18 protein-coding genes are annotated in these 18,052 nt (G+C 63.4%); 9 read left to right on the forward strand and 9 right to left on the reverse strand.

Going from position 1 to position 18,052, the window contains the following annotated elements:
* Positions 1 to 42 precede the first annotated feature (42 nt).
* The gene (locus M728_RS14535; RefSeq protein WP_026619994.1) at positions 43 to 522 is read right to left on the reverse strand and encodes a VOC family protein; all 480 of its coding nucleotides are present in this window, start codon (positions 520 to 522) and stop codon (positions 43 to 45) included.
* A gap of 196 nt (positions 523 to 718) precedes the next feature.
* On the reverse strand, positions 719 to 1,153 hold the full coding sequence (locus tag M728_RS14540) for an Lrp/AsnC family transcriptional regulator (protein WP_026619995.1): 435 nt from the start codon (positions 1,151 to 1,153) through the stop codon (positions 719 to 721).
* 138 nt (positions 1,154 to 1,291) lie between these two features.
* On the opposite strand from M728_RS14540, the gene rocF reads away from it, so the two are divergent.
* On the forward strand, positions 1,292 to 2,215 hold the full coding sequence (rocF, locus tag M728_RS14545) for an arginase (RefSeq protein ID WP_026619996.1): 924 nt from the start codon (positions 1,292 to 1,294) through the stop codon (positions 2,213 to 2,215).
* Between the two features lie 282 nt (positions 2,216 to 2,497).
* Complete coding sequence (locus M728_RS14550; protein WP_026619997.1) at positions 2,498 to 2,977, forward strand: chemotaxis protein CheW; 480 nt, start codon at positions 2,498 to 2,500, stop codon at positions 2,975 to 2,977.
* 97 nt (positions 2,978 to 3,074) lie between these two features.
* On the opposite strand, the gene M728_RS14555 is transcribed toward M728_RS14550, so the two are convergent.
* The 7 genes from M728_RS14555 to M728_RS14585 form a co-directional block, all read right to left on the reverse strand.
* Positions 3,075 to 3,305 (reverse strand): formate dehydrogenase subunit delta, encoded by a 231-nt coding sequence (locus tag M728_RS14555; protein ID WP_026619998.1) that lies wholly within the window; start codon positions 3,303 to 3,305, stop codon positions 3,075 to 3,077.
* 31 nt (positions 3,306 to 3,336) lie between these two features.
* Positions 3,337 to 4,242 carry a formate dehydrogenase accessory sulfurtransferase FdhD gene (gene fdhD, locus M728_RS14560; RefSeq protein WP_026619999.1) on the reverse strand — a complete coding sequence of 302 codons (906 nt, stop codon included), beginning with the start codon at positions 4,240 to 4,242 and terminating at the stop codon, positions 3,337 to 3,339.
* An 8-nt stretch (positions 4,243 to 4,250) separates the two neighbouring features.
* Entirely contained in the window at positions 4,251 to 7,130 is a 2,880-nt protein-coding gene (gene fdhF, locus M728_RS14565; RefSeq protein ID WP_026620000.1) for a formate dehydrogenase subunit alpha, read from the reverse strand.
* Between the two features lie 28 nt (positions 7,131 to 7,158).
* Positions 7,159 to 8,715, reverse strand: a complete 1,557-nt coding sequence (locus tag M728_RS14570) for an NADH-quinone oxidoreductase subunit NuoF (RefSeq protein ID WP_026620001.1) — start codon at positions 8,713 to 8,715, stop codon at positions 7,159 to 7,161.
* Positions 8,712 to 9,191: a formate dehydrogenase subunit gamma gene (locus M728_RS14575; RefSeq protein WP_026620002.1), complete on the reverse strand. Its 480-nt coding sequence runs from the start codon at positions 9,189 to 9,191 to the stop codon at positions 8,712 to 8,714. The genes M728_RS14570 and M728_RS14575 overlap by 4 nt, the downstream gene beginning before the upstream one ends.
* Before the next feature lie 173 nt (positions 9,192 to 9,364).
* Positions 9,365 to 10,261, reverse strand: a complete 897-nt coding sequence (locus M728_RS14580; protein WP_026620003.1) for a LysR family transcriptional regulator — start codon at positions 10,259 to 10,261, stop codon at positions 9,365 to 9,367.
* A 9-nt stretch (positions 10,262 to 10,270) separates the two neighbouring features.
* On the reverse strand, positions 10,271 to 11,041 hold the full coding sequence (locus M728_RS14585; RefSeq protein WP_026620004.1) for an SDR family NAD(P)-dependent oxidoreductase: 771 nt from the start codon (positions 11,039 to 11,041) through the stop codon (positions 10,271 to 10,273).
* A gap of 191 nt (positions 11,042 to 11,232) precedes the next feature.
* On the opposite strand from M728_RS14585, the gene M728_RS14590 reads away from it, so the two are divergent.
* From M728_RS14590 to M728_RS14620, 7 genes are all read left to right on the forward strand, one after another.
* Positions 11,233 to 11,997, forward strand: a complete 765-nt coding sequence (locus M728_RS14590) for a DeoR/GlpR family DNA-binding transcription regulator (RefSeq protein ID WP_026620005.1) — start codon at positions 11,233 to 11,235, stop codon at positions 11,995 to 11,997.
* 133 nt (positions 11,998 to 12,130) lie between these two features.
* Positions 12,131 to 13,642, forward strand: coding sequence for a glycerol-3-phosphate dehydrogenase (gene glpD / locus M728_RS14595; RefSeq protein ID WP_026620006.1), 1,512 nt, complete (start codon positions 12,131 to 12,133; stop codon positions 13,640 to 13,642).
* 42 nt (positions 13,643 to 13,684) lie between these two features.
* Positions 13,685 to 14,755, forward strand: coding sequence for an ABC transporter ATP-binding protein (locus M728_RS14600; protein WP_026620007.1), 1,071 nt, complete (start codon positions 13,685 to 13,687; stop codon positions 14,753 to 14,755).
* A 20-nt stretch (positions 14,756 to 14,775) separates the two neighbouring features.
* Positions 14,776 to 15,846, forward strand: a complete 1,071-nt coding sequence (locus M728_RS14605) for an ABC transporter ATP-binding protein (RefSeq protein ID WP_026620008.1) — start codon at positions 14,776 to 14,778, stop codon at positions 15,844 to 15,846.
* A 1-nt stretch (position 15,847) separates the two neighbouring features.
* Positions 15,848 to 16,714: a carbohydrate ABC transporter permease gene (locus M728_RS14610; RefSeq protein WP_026620009.1), complete on the forward strand. Its 867-nt coding sequence runs from the start codon at positions 15,848 to 15,850 to the stop codon at positions 16,712 to 16,714.
* Between the two features lie 17 nt (positions 16,715 to 16,731).
* Positions 16,732 to 17,556 (forward strand): carbohydrate ABC transporter permease, encoded by an 825-nt coding sequence (locus M728_RS14615; RefSeq protein WP_026620010.1) that lies wholly within the window; start codon positions 16,732 to 16,734, stop codon positions 17,554 to 17,556.
* Positions 17,556 to 17,975: a DUF2160 domain-containing protein gene (locus tag M728_RS14620; RefSeq protein WP_026620011.1), complete on the forward strand. Its 420-nt coding sequence runs from the start codon at positions 17,556 to 17,558 to the stop codon at positions 17,973 to 17,975. The genes M728_RS14615 and M728_RS14620 overlap by 1 nt, the downstream gene beginning before the upstream one ends.
* The last annotated feature ends 77 nt before the right edge of the window (positions 17,976 to 18,052 follow it).

An 18,052-nucleotide genomic window follows, 5' to 3' on the forward strand; every position in this document is an offset into this window, starting at 1 on the left:
CCGACAAGGGGAGGGAGCTTGATTCAGCACGAGGGCTGCCGGTCACGCGGCATTCCGGTCGATGCCGAACGCGTCCAGCACCTCGCTCTCGTCGAGCGCCGTGAACAGCGCCCAGATGTGGCCGAAAGGATCGATGAGCGCGCCGACGCGATCCCCGGTCGGCAGCGTTTCGGCGGCATTGCGCAGGCTTGCGCCGGCGCCCATCGCCCGTTCGATGACGCGATCCACGTCATTGACGTGAAGCTCGAGGATCGCCGCAGTCGTGCCGAGCGCGTGTGGCGACCGTGGGCCGCCGAGCCCGGGTTCGGCATCCCGGCGGGGGTTGGCGCCGGCCACGCGGAAGACGGAGTCGCCGATCGAGAGATCGGCGCTCGTCAGGATACCGCGCCACTCATGACGCTGGAGAAGCTCGGCGCCGAAGACGTCGTGATAAAAGGCGATTGCCCGCTCCTCGTCCCCATGCCTGACGAACAGCTTTATGCAGATCTGCCGCACTGTCGGACCGCCGGAATAAATGGCCATGGCAAACTCCCTGGATCGCGATGATTTCGGGTCCGTGGGAACCCTGGATCAAGACCGTGATCGTTCAAACAAATGAGAACGGGTGCGAGCGGACCGCGCCCTTCCTCACGCCTCTGTTTTTTCGCTGAGGTGGAGTATCTTACAGGATGCCTGGAACAAATCAAGAACAAACCAATCGCGAAACTCGGAAAAGTTGTTACGGCGCGCCGGCCATCTTGCTGGTCTTCAACAGGATGTTCGTCTCGGTGACGGTGATGCCGTCGATCAGGCGGATCCGTCGCAACGTCTCGTCGAAGCTCGCGAGATCGCGGTCCTCGAGCTCGGCGATGAAGTCCCATCGGCCATTGGTGCTATGCAGCGCCCGCACCTGCGGCAGGCCGCGCAATTGCTCGGCGACGCGATCGGCCATCTTGCCGTGCACCTCGATCATGACGACGGCGCGGACGCCGGAGGCGGGGATTTCCGCCCCGGTGCGGATCGTGAAAGCCGCGATCGTGCCGTTCGCCACCAGCCGGTCGATACGCGCGGCAACCGTCGCGCGCGAAACGCCGGTCATCGCCGAAAGCGTCGACACGGGCATGCGCGCATTTTGCCGGAGTGCGCTGATGAGCGCCTGATCGAGGTCGTCCATGCTTATCACTTTGTCAAATGCGAATGGCCAATGTGCAAATCATAGCCTTCCAATCGACAGTTTTCCATCTTTTTGCCGTCACGCTTTTTGCCGATAATTCGCTCGACTTCACGCAATCGAACAGAGGAAGAGGCGGACATGAAGACCATCACGTTGATCGGTGCACCCATCGAAGAGGGCTCCGGCCGCCGCGGCGCCGCGATGGGGCCGGCGGCGCTCAGGATCGCTGGCATCGACACCGTGCTCGCCGAGCTCGGCCACACGGTTCACGACGATGGTGACATCCGCCCGCTGCCCGCCCGCGACCTCGCCAATCACCCGGGCGCCAACAATCTGCAGACCGTCGCCGCCTTTGCCCGCGCGCTCAACGATTCCGTGCATGACGCTGCACGAAAGGGGCACTTCCCCCTCATCCTTGGCGGCGACCATGCTCTTTCGATGGGCAGCGTCTCCGGCATGGCGCGTCATGCCCAGGAGGTCGGCCGGCCGCTCTTCGTCCTCTGGCTCGACGCGCATGCGGACTTCAATTCGCCGTCGACCTCGCCTTCCGGCAACATGCACGGCATGCCGGTCGCCTTCTTCTGTGGTGAAGCGGAATTCGCCCCCGTCCTCCCGAAGGATCGCCCGCTGGTCCACCCGAAGAGGGTCTATCAGGTCGGCATTCGTTCGGTCGACGAGCGCGAACGCGAGGAAATCGCCGAGCATGGCGTCAACGTCTATGACATGCGGGCGATCGATGAGATGGGCATGGCCCAGATCATGCGGCAGATCCTGGACGAAGTCCGCGTCTCAAACGGCCTTTTGCATGTCAGCCTCGACGTCGATTTCATCGATCCGGAGATCGCTCCGGGCGTCGGCACCACCGTGCCGGGCGGCGCGACTTTCCGCGAGGCGCACCTCATCATGGAAATGCTCTGCGACAGCGACCTCGTCTCCTCGCTCGATGTCGTCGAGCTCAATCCGTTCCTCGACGATCGCGGCAAGAGCGCACGCATCCTGGTGGAGTTGACGGCGAGCCTCTTCGGTCGCCGCATCCTTGACCGCCCGACCCGCAGCGCCTGAGAATGGGCGACGGTCGCGGCGCAACCCGGTGGACGCGGTTGAAGATACGCCAAGCGGAGGCAGTGGATGACCACGGTGCTCGCTTCCGCTTGGCCGCTTTCCCGCGCCCCTGCTCAATCCCCAGCAGCGGACGAAACGCCGCAAAAGCAACTCTTAACGAATCCGGACTAGACTGGCCTTCCAAAGCGCAAAGCGGGATTTTCCGCGCATGATGCGGCTTGCGCTTCGCCGGATGTCGTCGGCGGATCACCACTCCCGACCGGAAAGCTGGAAGGACCTTCGATGACAGGCACGCCGAGGACGGCCGCATTTGACGGCGAGACGCTCGAGATCATAGCGTTCCGCCTCCACGACCAGGAATTTTGCGTCAAGACGACGACAATCCGCGAGATCCGCGGCTGGGCTCCGTCAACGCCGATCCCGCACGCGCCGCCGGAGGTCATCGGCGTCATGAACCTGCGCGGCACGGTCATCCCGATCATCGACCTTGCCCACAAGCTCGGAATGAAATCGACCGTCGCCAACGAGCGCAGCGCGATCGTCGTTGCCGAAGTCCACAACATGGTTATCGGGCTCGTCGTCGACCGCGTCTCCGACATACTGACGGTGCAAGGCAGTCAGGTGCAGCCGGTGCCGGAAGTAACCGCCTCCTTCGACAAAAGCTTCGCGGAAGGCATCATCGCCAACGAATCGGGCATGATCTGCTTCCTCAACCTCGCCCGCATGTTCAAGGAACGCGAGACGGAAGAGCTTGCCGCTTGAGTTCGATCATTTTTTGAAATTGCGGCCGTCTCACCCCTTGTGAGGCGGCCCTTTCGTTCGACGCGTCGACTTACCAAACCGCGGGTAAAGCGAGAGGCTACACCGCCTCCGGCCGCCGTATCTTGGCCGCCGCCTCGAGCACAAGCGGGTTCAGCCCCTCCCCGCCGGCCTCGATATGCTCGAACAGCTTACGGCGCATGCGCCGCTCCCAATATTTGTTGATATGCGTCGCCACGCCCTGCGCCGCCTCGTTCGCCGGCTGGCTCTGGAAGAAGGTTGCGATCTGGTTCGCCATGTAGATAAGCTTGGCGTTGGTAGTATCAGACATTCGGCGACTGCTCCGCTACTCTTAAAATCGATCAGAGCGGGACTCGGGCGGAAAACGGCATCCGTTCTTCCTCGTCCCGACCTATGCGCTCCGCATGGGTGAAGATTTCGAACTCGTCTCCGCGCACCAGCGCGACGAGGGTCATGCCCGCCTCTTCCGCCGTTCGGATGGCGAGCGCCGTCGGCGCAGAAATTGCAATGATTACCGGGCTGCCGGCGATTGCCGTCTTCTGCACCATCTCGACGGACACCCGCGACGTGACGACGACCGCGCCTTGCGTGGCCTTGAAACCGGCGCGCGCGGCGGCGCCCGTCAGCTTGTCGAGCGCATTGTGGCGCCCGACATCCTCGCGAACCGCGATTAGACCGCAATCTGGCACATAGAAGGCCGCGCCGTGCACCGCGCGCGTTTCCATGTGCAGCGGCTGCTGACCGTCGAGAAGCCCGACGGCGTCCACCACATCCTGCTCGGAAAGCCGGAGCGGCGAGCCGGAGACGTCCGGCGTCTGGCGAACTGCCTGCTCGATCGATTCGATGCCGCAAAGCCCGCAGCCGACCGGTCCCGCCATATGACGCCGACGCAGCCGCAACGCCTCGTTCTGCTCGTTGACGAGCGTGATCTGCAGGTCGATGCCCTTCTCCTCGGCAACGACATCGACCGCCTCGATCTGTTCAGGGCCGCTGATGATGCCCTCGGTCAGGCTGAAGCCTACGGCGAAATCCTCGAGATCGGCAGGAGTCGCCATCATCACCGCATGGGTGGAGCCGCCATAGGTGAGCGCAATCGGCATTTCCTCCGGCACGACGCGCGATTGCGTGACCATCGCGCCCGCCCGGCGCGCCGCTTCGGGAACGTTCACCGTCGTCCGGAAACGGCTCATGTCGGCCGCCCGGACTTTGACGACGACCGGAGAGGAGGAAACTCGCTTGCCCGCCATCCCGCCTCCTATTCCGCCGCCTCCAGCTTGCCGGCGATGCGCCGCGACTGCCGCGCCTGCTCGTCATAATCACGCTGCCAGTCGGACGGGCCGTTCGAAGGCGACACCTGCACCGCCGTCACCTTGTATTCCGGGCAGTTCGTCGCCCAGTCGGAGAAGTCAGTGGTAATGACATTCGCCTGCGTCGAGGGGTGATGGAAGGTGGTGTAGACGACGCCCGGCGCGACGCGATCGGTGATCAGCGCTCTGAGCGTCGTCTCGCCCGAGCGGCTGGCGAGCCTGACCCAGTCGCCGTCCCGGATACCGCGCTGCTCGGCATCGTGCGGATGGATTTCCAGCCGGTCCTCCGCATGCCAGACGACGTTCTCCGTGCGCCGCGTCTGGGCGCCGACATTGTACTGGCTGAGAATGCGGCCGGTCGTCAACAGCAGCGGGAAGCGCGGTCCTGACTTCTCGTCGGTCGCCACATACTCGGTGCGGATGAACTTGCCCTTGCCGCGTACGAAGCCGTCGACATGCATGATCGGTGAACCGAGCGGCGCCTTCTCGTTGCAGGGCCACTGCACCGAGCCCATCTGGTCCAGATAGTCGTAGGAGACCATGGCAAAGGTCGGTGTCGTCGCCGCGATCTCCTCCATGATCTCGGACGGATGGCGATAGTTCCAGTCGAGCCCCATGGCCTGAGCGAGCTTCTGCGTCACCTCCCAGTCGCCATAGCCGTTCTTCGGCCGCATCACTTTGCGCACGCGGTTGATGCGCCGCTCCGCATTGGTGAAGGTGCCGTCCTTTTCGAGGAAGGTCGAACCCGGCAGGAAGACATGGGCGTAATTGGCCGTCTCGTTGAGGAAGAGGTCGTGCACCACGACGCATTCCATCGCCGCAAGGCCCGCGGCCACGTGCTTCGTGTCCGGATCCGATTGCAGGATGTCCTCGCCCTGAATGTAGAGGCCCTTGAAGGTGCCGTCGACGGCGGCATCGAGCATGTTCGGGATGCGCAGGCCCGGTTCGTTGTTGAGCGCGACGCCCCAGAGCTTCTCGAAGGTCTCGCGCGTCGCGTCGTCGGAGATGTGCCGGTAGCCCGGCAGCTCGTGCGGGAAGGAGCCCATGTCGCAAGAGCCCTGCACGTTGTTCTGACCGCGCAGCGGATTGACCCCGACGCCAGGCCGGCCGATGTTCCCGGTGACCATGGCGAGGTTGGCGATGGCCATCACGGTGGTCGAGCCCTGGCTGTGCTCGGTGACGCCGAGGCCGTAATAGATCGCGCCATTGCCGTCGGTGGCGTAAAGCCGAGCAGCCCCGCGCACCAGTTCGGCCGGGACGCCGGTATAGACCTCGGTCGCTTCCGGGCTGTGATAGGGCTCGGCAACGAAGGCGGCCCAGTCCTCGTATTCCGACCAGTCGCAGCGCTCGCGGATGAAGGCTTCGTTGGCGAGGCCTTCGGTGACGATGACATGCGCCATCGCCGTCAGGATCGCGACGTTGGTGCCGGGCTTCAGCGGCAGATGGTAAGAGGCCTCGACATGGGCCGAGCGGACAAGGTCGATCCGCCGCGGGTCGATGACGATGAGTTTCGCGCCCTCGCGCAGCCGCTTCTTCAGCCGCGAGGCGAAGACCGGATGGCCGTCGGTCGGATTGGCGCCGATGATGATCGCGACATCCGTATGCTCGACACTGTCGAAATTCTGCGTGCCGGCCGAGGTGCCGAAGGTCTGGTTGAGGCCGTAACCGGTCGGCGAATGGCAGACGCGGGCGCAGGTATCGACATTGTTGTTGCCGAAGCCGGCGCGCACCAGCTTCTGAACCAGATAGGTCTCCTCATTGGTGCAGCGCGACGAGGTAATGCCGCCGACGGAATCGCGGCCGTATTGATATTGGATGCGGCGGAACTCGGAGGCCACATGCGCGAAGGCCTCTTCCCAGGTGACTTCGCGCCAGGGATCGGTAATCTTTTCGCGGATCATCGGATTGAGAATGCGATCCTTGTGGTTCGAATAGCCATAGGCGAAACGGCCCTTGACGCAGGAATGGCCGCGGTTCGCCTGGCCGTCCTTCCACGGCACCATGCGCACCAGTTCTTCGCCGCGCATCTCGGCCTTAAAGGAGCAGCCGACGCCGCAATAGGCGCAGGTGGTGACGACCGAGTGTTCCGGCTGGCCGATTTCGATCACCGATTTTTCCGTCAGCGTCGCCGTCGGGCAGGCCTGTACGCAGGCCCCGCATGAGACGCATTCGGAGGAGACGAAGTCCTCGTTCATGCCGGCGGAGACGCGCGAATCGAAGCCGCGGCCGCTGATCGTCAGCGCGAAGGTGCCCTGCACCTCCTCGCAGGCGCGCACGCAGCGCGAGCAGACGATGCATTTCGCCGGATCGAAGGTGAAATAGGGATTGGACTCGTCCTTCGGCGCCCATTGGCGATTGATCTCGCCATTGTTGCGCGCTTTCACGTGGTTGGCACCGTCATAGCCGTAGCGAACGTCGCGCAGGCCGACGGCACCGGCCATGTCCTGCAGCTCGCAATCGCCATTGGCCGCGCAGGTCAGGCAGTCGAGAGGATGGTCGGAGATATAGAGCTCCATGACGCCGCGGCGGACATCTTTCAGCCGCTGCGTCTGCGTGGAGACGGCGATGCCCGGCGCGACCGGTGTCGTGCAGGAGGCCGGCATTCCGGCGCGGCCGTCGATCTCAACGAGACAGAGGCGGCAGGAGCCGAAGGCCTCCATCATGTCGGACGCACAGAGCTTCGGCACCTCAATGCCTGCTTCCATCGCCGCCCGCATGATCGACGTGCCCTCCGGCACGGTGATCTCACGCCCGTCGATCGTCAGCGTCACCAGCTTTTCGGACTTCGAAGCAGGAGTGCCGTAGTCGATTTCATGAATGAGAGACATTAACGGGCCTCCTGAGAAATTGCGTTCGTCATTCCGCAGCCTCCACCACCGGCGCCGGCGAAAAATCCTCCGGGAAATGCGTCATTGCGCTCATCACCGGATAGGGCGTGAAACCGCCGAGCGCGCAGAGCGAGCCGAACTTCATCGTGTTGCAGAGGTCGGCGAGCAGCTCGCGGTTCTTCTCCGGCTCGATGTCGGCCGCGATCTTGTCGGCCACCTCGACGCCGCGAATCGAGCCGATGCGACAGGGGGTGCACTTGCCGCAGCTTTCGACCGCACAGAACTCCATGGCAAAGCGGGCCTGCTTCAGCATGTCGACGGTATCGTCGAAGACGACGATGCCGGCGTGGCCGATAAGGCCGTCCTTCGCCGCGAAGGCCTCGTAGTCGAAGGCCGTGTCGAACAGTGCCCGCGGGAAATAGGCGCCGAGCGGTCCGCCCACCTGCACTGCCTTGACCGGCCTTCCGCTCGCCGTGCCGCCTGCGATCTCGTCGACGATCTCGCCGAGCGTCAGCCCGAAGCCGATCTCGAAAAGGCCGCCGTGCTTGACGTTGCCGGCGATCTGGATCGGGATCGTACCGCGCGACCGGCCCATGCCGAAGTCGCGGTAGTAGGCCGCGCCCTTGTCGAGGATCACCGGCACCGAGGCGAGGGAGATGACATTGTTGATGACGGTCGGGCAGTCGAACAGGCCCTTATGTGCCGGCAGCGGCGGTTTGGCACGCACGAGCCCGCGCTTGCCTTCGAGGCTGTTCAAGAGCGAGGTCTCCTCGCCGCAGACATAGGCGCCGGCGCCGGTCCGGACTTCCATGTCGAAGGCGTGGGTGGAGCCGAGTACCGAAGCGCCCAGCACGCCAGCGGCGCGGGCGATCTCGATCGCCGCGCTCATCGCCGCGACCGCATGCGGATATTCGGAGCGGGTGTAGACGTAGCCCTTGGTGGCACCGGTCGCGATGCCGGCGATCGCCATGCCCTCTATCAGGACGAAAGGATCGCCTTCCATGATCATACGGTCGGCAAAGGTGCCACTGTCGCCCTCGTCGGCATTGCAGACGATGTATTTCTGCCTGCCTCTCGCTTCGAGAACGGTCTTCCATTTGATGCCCGTCGGGAAGCCCGCGCCTCCGCGGCCGCGAAGGCCGCTCTCGGTGACCTCGGCAACGATCGTCGCGGGCTGCATGGCGATCGCCTTCTCGAGACCGTGCAAGCCGCCGTGGGCGCGATAGTCTTCGAGCGAGAGAGGATCGATGACGCCACAGCGGGCGAAGGTCAGCCGCGTCTGCCGTTTGAGGAATGGAACCTCCTCCGTTTTCCCAAGACAGAGCGGATGCGCGCCACCCGTGAGGAAGCCGGCTTCGAGCAGCGAGGCGACGTCGCGCGCCTTCACCGGACCATAAGCGATGCGCCCTTTGGCGGTTTCGACCTCAACCAGCGGCTCCAGCCAGTGCATGCCGCGCGAACCGTTGCGGACGATCGTGGCGTCGAGGCCGCGCGTAGCGATCTCGTCGGCCATAGCCTTCGCCACCTTTTCGGCGCCAAGGGCAATCGCTGCGGCATCGCGCGGAACATAGATCTTCACGGTCATCGGCGTGCCTCCGTGACCAGCGCTTCGAGTTCCACCTCATCGAGCCGAGCATGCACCTCGCCGTCGAGCATCGCCGACGGCGAGCAGGAACAGAGCCCGAGACAGTAAACGGGTTCGAGCGTCACGGCGCCGTCCGGCGTCGTCTCGTGGAAATCGATACCGAGCAGGGCCTTGGCGCGTTCGGCAAGCCGGTCGCCGCCCATCGACTGACAGGCCTCGGCACGACAGAGCTTCAGCACATGCCGCCCCGCCGGGTGCTCGCGAAAATCATGATAGAAGGTGACGACGCCATAGACTTCGGCGCGCGACAGATTGAGCTCGCGGGCAATTACCGGCAGGCTCTCTTCTGGCACGTAGCCGAACTCGTCCTGGATCTCGTGCAGGATCGGAAGCAGCGGGCCTTCCAGGCTTTTAAGTTCGCCGACGATCGCCAGCGTCCGTTCGGTCACGTCTGCACGCGGCAGATGGATATTCACTGAGGGAGCCCTCCCGGCTCGCGGCGCGGTGCTGTCAGATCTTTCGACAGTCGCCGCGCCGATTCAATCACTTGGCAAAGATCGGAGCCTCTTCGACCTTTGCCTATAAGACAAGCTTCGCGCTTATGTTCCGAAGGGTCAATAATGCTGTTCCGTCGATCGATAGAAAAAATCTATTGAATGCTGTTGCGCTCACCTAGAATGCGTGCTTCGTGCAGCAAAGCCGAGACCAGCGGCGTAAACGGCTCACGATAGGTCGTCACCAGGCCAACCGTGTGGCGCACGTCCGGTTCGACGATCGGAATCAACCGGATATCCTCAGGAAAACCGAAGGATTTCGCGACGTTATAGGGCATAATGCTCGCCCAGCGGCCGGTGCGGACATGAGAGAAGAGCACGATCATCGAGTTCGATTCGAGTGTTGGACTCGCGACCGCGCCGGCCTCGGCAAAGTGCTGATTGATGATCCGCCGGTTCTGCATATCCGCAGTCAATAGACAAAGCCGAATGTCGCTCACCTCCTTCCAGGTCACGCATTCGCGATCCGATAGGGGGGTGCCGGCGGCGGTAACCAGATGATATTGCTCGACCTGCAGCGGCACGCTGGTGACGCGGCCGAGCGGTTCGTTTTCGAGATAGGTCAAACCGGCGTCGATCTCGAGGTTTTCGAGCAGCGCCAGGATCTGCAGCGACGTCGTCGAAAGCACCGAGAAGGTGACGTCCGGATGCTTCTCCTGGAACGGCGCAGTGATCATCGGCACCATGGCAAGCGTCGTCGGGATCGCAGCAAGCCGGATATGACCCGAAAGACCTTTTCGCGCCGCCCGCATTTCCTCGCGCATGGTGCGCGTGTCGCCGACGATCCGCCGCGCCCATTCGAGCACCCGCTGGCCCTCAGGCGTCAGCCCCTGAAAGCGCGAGCCGCGATTGACGAGCATGACGCCGAGCTGATCCTCGAGCTGGCGGATCGCGGCCGAAAGCGTCGGCTGCGTCACCCCGCACTCCTCCGCCGCCCGGCCGAAATGCCGTTCGCGGGCGAGCGCGAGAAAGAATTCCAGCTTGTCAATCATGCCCGGGTCTCAAGCGATGAGCTGCCCACCATTCACCTCCAGCACCTGCCCGGTGATGTAGCCCGAAAGCGCGTGCGAAGCGAGGAAGAGATAGGCTGGCGCACAATCCTCGGCGGTGCCGAGCCGGCCGAGCGGGATCGTCTTGCGCGTCGCCTCCAATTTCTCCGGCGACGAGTAGCGCGCGTGGAAGTCGGTGGCGATCGTGCCGGGCGAGACGCAGTTGACGCGGATGCCTGCCGGCGCCAGCTCGCGCGCCAGCGCCTTCGAATAGGTGGCGACGAAGGCCTTGGTGGCGGAATAGATGGACGAGCCGGCGCTGCCGCCGGTGCGCGCCGAGATCGAGACGGTGTTGACGATCGCCGGATGGGTACCTTTGCCGAGGAGCGGCAGCATCGCTCGCGTCATCTCGACGACCGACGTCTGATTGAGCGCAACGACGGTTCGATATTCGTCGTCGCCGATATCTGCCGCGGAGAAGCGGCCGACCATCGTCCCGGCATTGTTGACGAGCACGTCGAGACTGTCGAAGCGGCTCCGCACCACATCGGCGAGGCTCTCCACGCCCCCTGCGGCAAGAAAATCAGCCGCTGCAAGGAACGCCCTGCCCTCGGCGACGGCGAGATCGAGAAATTCCGGACGATCGGCGGCGATCGTCCGCCCCATGTGCACCAACACGCGGGCGCCGCAGTCCAGAAATTGCCGCGCGACCTCAAGGCCGATGCCCCGGCCGCCGCCGGTGACCACCACATTCATGCCCTTGAACAAGGCCGGATGAAACATGTGCTTGCTTTCCTCCTAAAGCGCGCCCTGTCGAATTGATAACCACGCTGGCGCATCCGCCGATCGATTGCAACGGCCGCTTCACGCTTGCGGGCCGAAAATCGAAACTCCGGTCAAATTGCCGATTCTGAAATTGCGCGCCTTTCGTTTTTGCATATTATGAAAGCAAACGAAAAACGAGGGAGCGGCGAATGTATCTCACGGAGCGGCAGGCGGAAATCCTGGAACTGGCGAAAGCCGAGGGCCGCGTGCTCGTCGAGGAACTCGCCCAGCGCTTCTCCGTCACGCCTCAAACGATCCGCAAGGACCTGAACGATCTCTGCGACGGCCGGGTGCTCAATCGCGTCCACGGCGGCGCCATTTTCCCGAGCGGCAAGGAGAACGTCAAATACGAATCCCGCCGCCAGATCGCTGCGGCGGAGAAGCAGGCGATCGGCCGCGCCGCAGCCAGCCTCATCCCCGACAACGCCTCGCTCTTCATCAATATCGGCACCACCACCGAGGCGGTAGGAGAAGCGCTGCTCGACCACAAGGAACTGATGGTCATCACCAATAACATCAACGTTGCCAATCGCTTGCGGGTTTTCCCCTCGATCGAGGTGGTGATCGCGGGCGGCGTCGTGCGCGGTTCTGACGGAGGCATCGTCGGCGAGGCGGCGGTCGACTTCATCAAGCAGTTCAAGGTGGATTTCGCCGTCATCGGCGCCTCCGCGATCGACCATGACGGCGCGCTACTCGATTTCGACTATCGCGAGGTGAAAGTCGCGCAGGCGATCATCGCCAATGCGCGCCACGTCATTCTCGTTTCCGATTCGACCAAATTCGAACGCACCGCGCCGGTCCGCATCGGCCATATCTCCCAGGTGCAGACCTTCATCACCGACCGCTGCATCATTGAAAACGTGAAGAAAATCTGCGCCGATCAGGGCGTCAAACTGATCGAGACGGAAGTCTAATCGGACGTGGGTGTCCGATCGTCTGAGATTCGGGAAACATTCGTTTGACATTCGAAATATTTTCGCTTTAACTGCCTTCACTTTCGCTACTGCGTGAAAATTGTGCATTGCGAAAAGTGGAGGGGAGCATACAGTGTCAGAGCAGGCAATCTTCGACGTCTTCGTCATAGGCGGCGGCATCAACGGATGCGGCATTGCGCGTGATGCGGTCGGTCGGGGATATTCCGTCGCGCTTGCCGAGATGAATGATTTCGCCTCCGGAACCTCCTCCGGCTCCACCAAGCTCATCCATGGCGGCCTGCGCTACCTCGAACATTATGAATTCCGCCTCGTGCGGGAGGCCCTGATGGAGCGCGAGGTGCTCTGGGCCATGGCGCCGCACGTGATCTGGCCGATGCGCTTTGTGCTGCCTTACCACAAGGGCGGCCCGCGCCCGGCCTGGCTGATCCGCCTCGGCCTCTTTCTTTATGATCATATTGGCGGCCGCAAGCTGCTCCCACCGACGAGCACGCTCGACATGACCCGCGATCCGGCGGGTGCGCCTTTGAAGCGCCTCTTCACCAAAGCCTTCGAATATTCCGACGGCTGGGTCGACGATGCGCGTCTCGTGGTCTTGAACGCCCGCGACGCCGCCGATCGCGGCGCGCGGATCATGACCCGCACCCGCGTCGTTGCGGCGCGTCGCGAGGGCGGTCGCTGGGCGATCGAGGTCGAAAACCTGACGACCGGCGCACGCGAGACGATGCGCGCCCGCATGCTTGTCAACGCCGCCGGCCCCTGGGTCGACCGGGTGCTCTCGGAAACGCTCGGCAAGATCGGCGTCCGCAATGTCCGCCTCGTCCAGGGCAGCCATATCGTCGTGCAGAAGAAGTTCGACGATCCGCGCGCCTATTTCTTCCAGAATCCCGACGGGCGGATCATGTTCGCCATTCCTTACCAGGACGATTTCACGCTGATCGGGACCACCGACCGCGACTTCACCGGCAACCCGGCGAATGTCTGCATCAGCGATGCCGAGATCGACTATCTCTGCCGGTCGGCGAGCGAATATTTCAGCGATCCGGTGACGAAAGAGGATATCGTCTGGACCTATTCGGCGGTGCGTCCCCTTTTCGACGACGGCGCTAGCAAGGCGCAGGAGGCGACCCGCGACTATGTGCTGCGCGTCGAAAACGGCGAGGCACCGCTGCTCAATGTCTTTGGCGGCAAGCTCACGACCTATCGGCGGCTTGCGGAATCCGCTCTCGACAAGATCGGCGAGGCGATCGGCGCAAGGGGGAAAAAATGGACGGCCGGATCGCATCTGCCGGGCGGCGATTTCCCCGCCACCGGCTACGACGACGAGGTCGCGAGGCTGAAATCGCGCTATCCCTTTCTGGCCGCTTCCCACGCGCGCCGGCTGGTGCGGCTCTATGGCACGCAGGCGGCGCGGCTTCTCGGCAAGGCCGCAAGCGAGGCGGATCTTGGAAGGCACTTCGGGGCGGATCTCTATGCTGCCGAGGTGGACTGGCTCATCGGGAACGAGTGGGCGTTGCGCGCGGAGGACGTGCTTTGGCGCCGGACGAAGCTGGGACTGAAGGTTTCGCGGGCGCAAGCCGCGGAACTGGAGGAATATATGCGGGAGGCGGCCAGCGCAGCCGCTTGATATCCTGCAATCAAGACTGCCGGTGGCTGGGTGGAGAATTCAATGCTTGAAATGAAGAACATATCCAAGGTCGTCGGAGGCGAGACGCACATCCACCCGACCGACCTTGCGCTGGAAAGGGGGTCGCTCAACGTGCTGCTCGGCCCGACGCTCTCCGGCAAGACGTCGCTGATGCAGCTTATGGCCGGTCTCGACAAACCGGCCATCGGTTCGATCCATTTCGACGGTATCGACGTTACCGGCGTGCCGGTGCAAAAGCGCTCGGTCGCCATGGTCTATCAGCAATTCATCAACTATCCGGCGATGACGGTCTACGAAAACATCGCCTCGCCCATGCGCATCAAGGGCGTCGATGGAACCACGATCGACCGGGAAGTGCGCAAGGCGGCCGAGCTCCTGAAACTCACCCCCTATCTTGACCGGACGCCGCTCAATCTTTCCGGCGGCCAGCAGCAGCGCACGGCGCTGGCGCGCGCCATCGTCAAGAATGCCGACCTGGTGCTGCTCGATGAGCCGCTCGCCAATCTCGACTACAAGCTGCGCGAGGAACTGCGCGAGGAGCTGCCGAAGATCTTTGCGGCTTCCGGCGCGATCTTCGTCTATGCGACGACAGAGCCCTCCGAAGCGCTCCTGCTCGGCGGCAACACCGCCACCTTGAGCGAGGGGCGGATCACGCAGTTCGGCCGCACCATCGACGTCTACCGCCGTCCGGTCGACATCGTCACCGCCCGCACCTTTGCCGATCCGCCGCTCAACACGATCGGCCTCGTGAAAGCGGCGTCGCATTTCACGCTCGAAGGTAAGCCGGTGCTTCCCGTTCCGGCGCATCTGGCGGCGGTGGCGGACGGCCCCTGCACGGTCGCCTTCCAGCCACACCACATTTCCTTCGACCGCCCCAACGGAAGCGGCGATCCGCTCACCGTCAAGACGGCGATTTCCGAGATCACCGGATCGGAAAGCTTCATCCACGTCGGCTTCGCCGATGCGCGCTGGGTGATGCTGGCGCCAGGCATTCACGACATCGAACCGGACGCGACCCTCGAGGTCTTTGTCGACACCCGTCATCTGATGGCCTTCGGGCCGGACGGCCGGGCAGTCGGCGGGACGGCCTGAAGAGCGTCGGGGAGGAGACCATGGCACGCATCAATCTCGAACATATCCGCCACGCCTACGGCGCCAAGCCGAAGTCGGAAGCCGACTACGCGCTGAAGGAAGTCCATCACGAATGGAACGACGGCGGCGCCTACGCGCTGCTCGGCCCTTCCGGCTGCGGCAAGACCACGCTGCTCAACATCATTTCGGGGCTGATCAACCCGTCTGAGGGCCGCATCCTCTTCGACGGCACGGACGTCACGCATCTGACGACGCAGCAGCGCAACATCGCCCAGGTGTTCCAGTTCCCGGTCATCTACGACACGATGACGGTCTACGACAACCTCGCCTTCCCTTTACGCAACCGCCACGTGCCGGAAGCGGAGGTCGACCGCCGCGTCAAGGAGATCATCGAGATGACCGGGCTCGGCGGTTGGGCGAAGAAAACCGCGCGCGGGCTGACGGCCGACCAGAAGCAGAAGATCTCGCTCGGCCGCGGGCTCGTGCGCTCCGACGTCAGCGCCATCCTCTTCGACGAGCCGCTGACCGTTATCGATCCCGAGATGAAATGGGTGCTGCGCTCGCAGATCAAGCGGCTGCACAAGCAATTCGGCTTCACCATGGTCTATGTGACGCATGACCAGACGGAGGCGCTCACCTTCGCCGACAAGGTCGTCGTCATGTATGACGGCCAGATCGTCCAGATCGGCACGCCGGCCGAGCTCTTCGAGCGGCCGCGCCACACCTTCGTCGGCTATTTCATCGGTTCTCCGGGCATGAATGTCCTGCCGGCCGAGATCGACGGAGCCACGGCAGCTATCGGTGACCAAAGCATTGCCCTGAATTTCCGGCCGAAGATCGAGGCTGGCGCGAAGACCGAACTCGGCATCCGTCCGGAATTCATCTCGCTCGGCCGCGAGGGCATGCCCGTCGCGATCACCAAGGTCGAGGATATCGGCCGCCACAAGATCGTACGCGCCCGCTTCGCCGATCGGCCGATCTCGATCGTGGTCGACGAGGACCGCGAGATCCCCGCCGAGCCGCGCGTCACCTTCGATCCGAAGGCAATCAACATCTATGCCGATTCGTGGCGCGTCGGCGGGGAGGCCTGACATGGAAAAGACCTGGAACAACAAGGCCTGGTTCATGGTCCTGCCGGTGCTGGTGCTCGTCGCCTTTTCGGCGGTGATCCCGCTGATGACCGTCGTCAACTATTCGGTGCAGGATACCTTCGGCAACAACGAGTTCTTCTGGGCCGGCACCGACTGGTTCCTGGACGTGCTCGAATCCGACCGCTTCTGGGACGCGCTCACCCGCAACCTGATCTTCTCGGCGATCATCCTGGCGATCGAGATACCGCTCGGCATCGTGATCGCCCTCAACATGCCGAAGAAGGGCATCGGCGTGCCGATCTGCCTCGTGTTGATGGCGCTGCCGCTGCTGATCCCGTGGAACGTCGTCGGCACCATCTGGCAGGTCTTCGGCCGCGTCGACATCGGCCTGCTCGGACGAGCGGTCGCCTCGCTCGGCATCAACTACAATTACGTGCAGAACCCGCTCGACGCCTGGGTGACGCTGATCATCATGGATGTCTGGCACTGGACCAGCCTCGTCGTGCTGCTCTGCTATGCCGGCCTCGTCTCGATTCCGGACGCCTACTACCAGGCGGCCAAGATCGACGGCGCCTCGCGCTGGTCGGTTTTTCGCTACATCCAGCTTCCGAAGATGAAGCGCGTGCTGCTGATCGCCTTCCTGCTACGCTTCATGGACAGTTTCATGATCTATACGGAGCCCTTCGTCGTCACCGGCGGCGGCCCGGGCAACTCGACGACCTTCCTGTCGGTCGACCTCGTCAAGATGGCGATCGGCGAGTTCAACCTCGGCCCCGCCGCAGCCCTCTCGATCATCTACTTCCTCATCATCCTGCTCTTGTCGTGGATCTTCTACACGGTGATGACCACGAGCGACGCGCAGGGTTGAGAAGAAGGGAGGACACCATGATGACCAACAAGCAACCGCTCTCGCAGCGCCTCTCCTGGCTGGTGCCGACGCTCTACATCGCCTTCCTGCTCCTGCCGATCTATTGGCTCGTCAATATGAGCTTCAAGGAGACGACCGAAATCCTCGGCGCCTTCTCGCTTTGGCCGCAGAACCCGACGCTCCGGAACTATCGGGTGATCTTCACCGATCCCTCCTGGTATTCCGGCTATATCAACTCGATCATCTACGTGGTGCTGAACACCGTCATCTCCGTGACCGTGGCGCTGCCGGCGGCCTATGCCTTCTCGCGCTACCGGTTCCTCGGCGACAAGCACCTGTTCTTCTGGCTCTTGACCAACCGGATGGCGCCGCCGGCGGTTTTCGCACTGCCGTTCTTCCAGCTCTATTCCGCCTTTGGCCTGATCGACACGCATATCGCGGTCGCGATCGCGCATTGCCTGTTCAACGTGCCGCTCGCCGTCTGGATTCTCGAAGGCTTCATGTCGGGCGTGCCCAAGGAAATCGACGAGACCGCCTATATCGACGGCTACTCCTTCCCGCGCTTCTTCGCGAAGATCTTCGTGCCGCTGATCGCCTCCGGTATCGGCGTCGCCGCCTTCTTCTGCTTCATGTTCTCGTGGGTGGAGCTCCTGATCGCCCGCACGCTGACGACGACCGCCGCCAAGCCGATCGCCGCGACGATGACCCGGACGGTCTCGGCCTCCGGTCTCGACTGGGGCGTGCTCGCCGCTGCCGGCGTGCTGACGATCATCCCCGGCGCACTCGTCATCTATTTCGTCCGCAACTACATCGCCAAGGGCTTCGCCCTGGGGAGGGTCTGATGGCAACCATCGCCGCTCACAAGAACCGCTGGCCCGTCGCACTTGCCGCCGTGCTCGTCGTCTATGCCGTGGCCGCGGGCCTGCTCATTTCTGCTCTGCCGGTCAAGGACGGCGAACGCGACTGGTTCGCCCCGCTGATCCCCGGCGGCTGGATGGCCTGGTCCTTCCCGACCGCCATGTTCTTTCTGACGATCTTCGCGCTGCTGTCGCTGATGGCTGTCTGGGAATATGCCCGGCCCGGCGGCAACCCGCGCGTCGGCATCCTGCGCTTCGAAACGACCCGCGGCGACCGGCTGTTCGTCTCGCTGCTCGGAAGCGCATTCATTCACCTCGCTTGGCTGGGGCTGGTCGGCGCAAATCTCTGGTGGGCGCTCGCCCTCTCGGTGATCTACGCCGTCGCCGTCTTCCGCTACGTCTGAGGCGCGAAATGAAGGGTGCGCCGTAGGCGCGTGCCCTTTTAGACTGCAAGGAAACGCAATCGCAAAACCCAAGGGAG

Source organism: Ensifer sp. WSM1721 (genome assembly GCF_000513895.2).
GTDB lineage: Bacteria > Pseudomonadota > Alphaproteobacteria > Rhizobiales > Rhizobiaceae > Sinorhizobium.

Excerpts from the sequence above, each read along its gene's own strand:
- M728_RS14535 (WP_026619994.1), bottom strand. The coding sequence starts at position 522 with ATGGCCATTTATTCCGGCGGTCCGACAGTGCGGCAGATCTGCATAAAG.
- M728_RS14540 (WP_026619995.1), bottom strand. The coding sequence starts at position 1,153 with ATGGACGACCTCGATCAGGCGCTCATCAGCGCACTCCGGCAAAATGCG.
- rocF (WP_026619996.1), top strand. The coding sequence starts at position 1,292 with ATGAAGACCATCACGTTGATCGGTGCACCCATCGAAGAGGGCTCCGGC.
- M728_RS14550 (WP_026619997.1), top strand. The coding sequence starts at position 2,498 with ATGACAGGCACGCCGAGGACGGCCGCATTTGACGGCGAGACGCTCGAG.
- M728_RS14555 (WP_026619998.1), bottom strand. The coding sequence starts at position 3,305 with ATGTCTGATACTACCAACGCCAAGCTTATCTACATGGCGAACCAGATC.
- fdhD (WP_026619999.1), bottom strand. The coding sequence starts at position 4,242 with ATGGCGGGCAAGCGAGTTTCCTCCTCTCCGGTCGTCGTCAAAGTCCGG.
- fdhF (WP_026620000.1), bottom strand. The coding sequence starts at position 7,130 with ATGTCTCTCATTCATGAAATCGACTACGGCACTCCTGCTTCGAAGTCC.
- M728_RS14570 (WP_026620001.1), bottom strand. The coding sequence starts at position 8,715 with ATGACCGTGAAGATCTATGTTCCGCGCGATGCCGCAGCGATTGCCCTT.
- M728_RS14580 (WP_026620003.1), bottom strand. The coding sequence starts at position 10,261 with ATGATTGACAAGCTGGAATTCTTTCTCGCGCTCGCCCGCGAACGGCAT.
- M728_RS14585 (WP_026620004.1), bottom strand. The coding sequence starts at position 11,041 with ATGTTTCATCCGGCCTTGTTCAAGGGCATGAATGTGGTGGTCACCGGC.
- M728_RS14590 (WP_026620005.1), top strand. The coding sequence starts at position 11,233 with ATGTATCTCACGGAGCGGCAGGCGGAAATCCTGGAACTGGCGAAAGCC.
- M728_RS14600 (WP_026620007.1), top strand. The coding sequence starts at position 13,685 with ATGCTTGAAATGAAGAACATATCCAAGGTCGTCGGAGGCGAGACGCAC.
- M728_RS14605 (WP_026620008.1), top strand. The coding sequence starts at position 14,776 with ATGGCACGCATCAATCTCGAACATATCCGCCACGCCTACGGCGCCAAG.
- M728_RS14610 (WP_026620009.1), top strand. The coding sequence starts at position 15,848 with ATGGAAAAGACCTGGAACAACAAGGCCTGGTTCATGGTCCTGCCGGTG.
- M728_RS14615 (WP_026620010.1), top strand. The coding sequence starts at position 16,732 with ATGATGACCAACAAGCAACCGCTCTCGCAGCGCCTCTCCTGGCTGGTG.
- M728_RS14620 (WP_026620011.1), top strand. The coding sequence starts at position 17,556 with ATGGCAACCATCGCCGCTCACAAGAACCGCTGGCCCGTCGCACTTGCC.